The sequence below is a fragment of the Mesorhizobium sp. M7A.F.Ca.US.006.04.2.1 genome, from assembly GCF_004022915.1.
Lineage (GTDB): Bacteria > Pseudomonadota > Alphaproteobacteria > Rhizobiales > Rhizobiaceae > Mesorhizobium > Mesorhizobium ciceri.
In genome coordinates, this window is record NZ_RZQA01000989.1 from 1 (window position 1) to 2,081 (window position 2,081).

At 62.5% G+C, this 2,081-nt stretch carries 4 protein-coding genes; 1 reads left to right on the top strand and 3 read right to left on the bottom strand.

What is annotated here, in order from left to right; all coding sequences use genetic code 11:
• Window positions 1-40: 40 nt before the first annotated feature.
• Window positions 41-502: a hypothetical protein gene (locus EN925_RS33245; RefSeq protein ID WP_127368181.1), complete on the bottom strand. Its 462-nt coding sequence runs from the start codon at window positions 500-502 to the stop codon at window positions 41-43.
• Window positions 503-886, bottom strand: a complete 384-nt coding sequence (locus tag EN925_RS33250) for a DUF6152 family protein (RefSeq protein ID WP_127368180.1) — start codon at window positions 884-886, stop codon at window positions 503-505.
• Window positions 887-1,098: 212 nt separating this feature from the next.
• On the opposite strand from EN925_RS33250, the gene EN925_RS33255 reads away from it, so the two are divergent.
• On the top strand, window positions 1,099-1,419 hold the full coding sequence (locus EN925_RS33255) for a DUF1476 domain-containing protein (RefSeq protein WP_127368179.1): 321 nt from the start codon (window positions 1,099-1,101) through the stop codon (window positions 1,417-1,419).
• Window positions 1,420-1,578: 159 nt separating this feature from the next.
• Here the strand turns inward: EN925_RS33255 and EN925_RS33260 are convergent.
• Window positions 1,579-2,081: DUF4142 domain-containing protein (locus EN925_RS33260; RefSeq protein WP_164894567.1), on the bottom strand; the 503-nt coding region annotated here is incomplete at its 5' end.

A 2,081-nucleotide genomic window follows, 5' to 3' on the forward strand; every position in this document is an offset into this window, starting at 1 on the left:
CATCTTCCTTCTCCCACAGGGGGAGAAGGAAGATGCGGCGCTAAAGAAAACCAATGAACCGTCCTGCGAAAAGCACGGAAGTCCACAACAGCATCGAGAGCACGGCCAGGGCGATCCCGCCTGCCGGCGCGTCGCCGCCTGTTGCGCGGCGAAAGCGCATGAAGGCGAGGAAATTGACGCCGGCGAGAAGGATGAGTGCCATCTTGGCGAGGAAAACCGGCATCGCCGCATAGGTGCCCGCCTTGACCGAAAACAGCAGCGAGCCTGTGACGAGCGCACCCGCGAACGCACTTAATGCAATGCGGCGCAGCAGCGCGACGAATGCGGCTTGCGGCAGCGAACGGAAGGCGCCGCAGATCCTGAGGTCCATGAGAACGACGCTGGTCAGCAGCGCACCGATCGACATGATGTGGAGCGCATTGACTATGGGGTAGGCAATGAAGGAAGCCTTCAGCCACCGCGCCAACGCAAGATGCTCAATGCCGGCAAGGAACTCGGCCATTTACGCCGGCGGCACTCGGTCGGGATAGACATCATAGGTTTTGCCGCCGACGATGACGCGGACAGCTTTCATGCGCTTTTCGCTCGCCTCCACCGAGCGGTTGCCGATCGCGGTCACCTCGTCGCCGACCTTGGCCACCTCCTCCGTGAAGCCGGCGGCGATCGTGCGTGATGGCGGCGCCATCTCCACCCGCCAGGCCTCACCCTCCGCGTCGACATCCAGCGTGGCGTGCGGATTGCCGATATAGATGGCCGTGATCTTGCCCTTGAGTTCGAAAAACCCATCCTGTGTCCACGACCAGCCGTGATGGGCATAGGCCGCGGTGCCGGCGGCAAGCATCACGGCCGCCGTCAGCGCGACGCTGCGAATTGCCTTGAACTGCATCGCTCGTCTCCTCGGTTCATCCCGCAGGCACTTGAGAGTAGGACACGGCGCGGCAACGTCAAATCATATCGAGCGAAAGACTGGACCGCCAAGCGCCCGCCCAATCGCCGGCATGACGCCTTGTTAATGACACCCATGCGCGCCACTCTCTCTTTCCTGGCCGTTCTTCCCCTGGGCTGAAGATCGGACTCCCATCGGAAACGAGGCGAACCATGAGCAGCATGAGAGACCGTCAGGAAGGCTTCGAAAAGAAGTTTGCGATGGACGAGGAAACGAAGTTCAGGGCCATGGCGCGCCGCAACAAGCTGCTCGGCCTGTGGGCCGCCGAACAGCTCGGCAAATCCGGTGCTGACGCCGACGCGTATGCCAAGGAGGTCGTGCACGCGGATTTCGAAGAGGCAGGCGACAACGATGTGTTCCGCAAGGTCCGCGCCGACTTCGACGCGGCGGGCATCGCCCAGTCGGATGGCCAGATACGCACCGCCATGGAAGAGCTGCTGGTGACCGCGGTCGAGCAGATCAGGTCGACCTGAGCGCCGCTCAGCCTTGATCGGTAGGGCGTGCCGTCCTTAAGGCACAGGGCCACATTGTGGTGTTGGTTGGCCAAGCGGGCTGGCTTCCATCGTAGCGCTCTACGGCGCCCCCCTCTGTCCTGCCGGGCAGGACAGAGGGGGCGCCATAGTGAACCGCCCTCACCCCTGATGCGCGGCGGCCAGTTCCTTCACGTGTTTTTCGTGCATCTGCAGCGTCGGCAGGGTTTTCTTGGCGAATTCCTTCATTGCCGGGTCGTCGCCGGATTTCGCATAGCCGCTGAACAGCGCGACGGCTTCCTTATGAGCGTTGGTCTGCATCTCGATGTATTTGGCCTGGAATTGATCGCCGCTGGCGCTCTTCAGCTCATCGAGCATCTTCTGCTCCTTGGGCTGCAGGGCCGGACCGGACGGTGCGGTGGCCGAGGTTGTCTGGCCCTGGGCAAGCGCCGCCTTGAATTCCTCGCCGGCCTTGGTGTGATCGGCGATCATCTGTTTGGCGAACGCCTTGACGTCGGCGTCGGTTGCCTGTTGCTCGGCGAGCTTGCTGGACTCGATCTCGAACTCATTGGCGCTCGGCACCGTCTTGATGAAGGTCGAAGTGTCGACCTTCGTCGTGGCGGCGAGCGGCGTGGTCGTGGCGGTCGTGTTTGACTGGGCAAAAG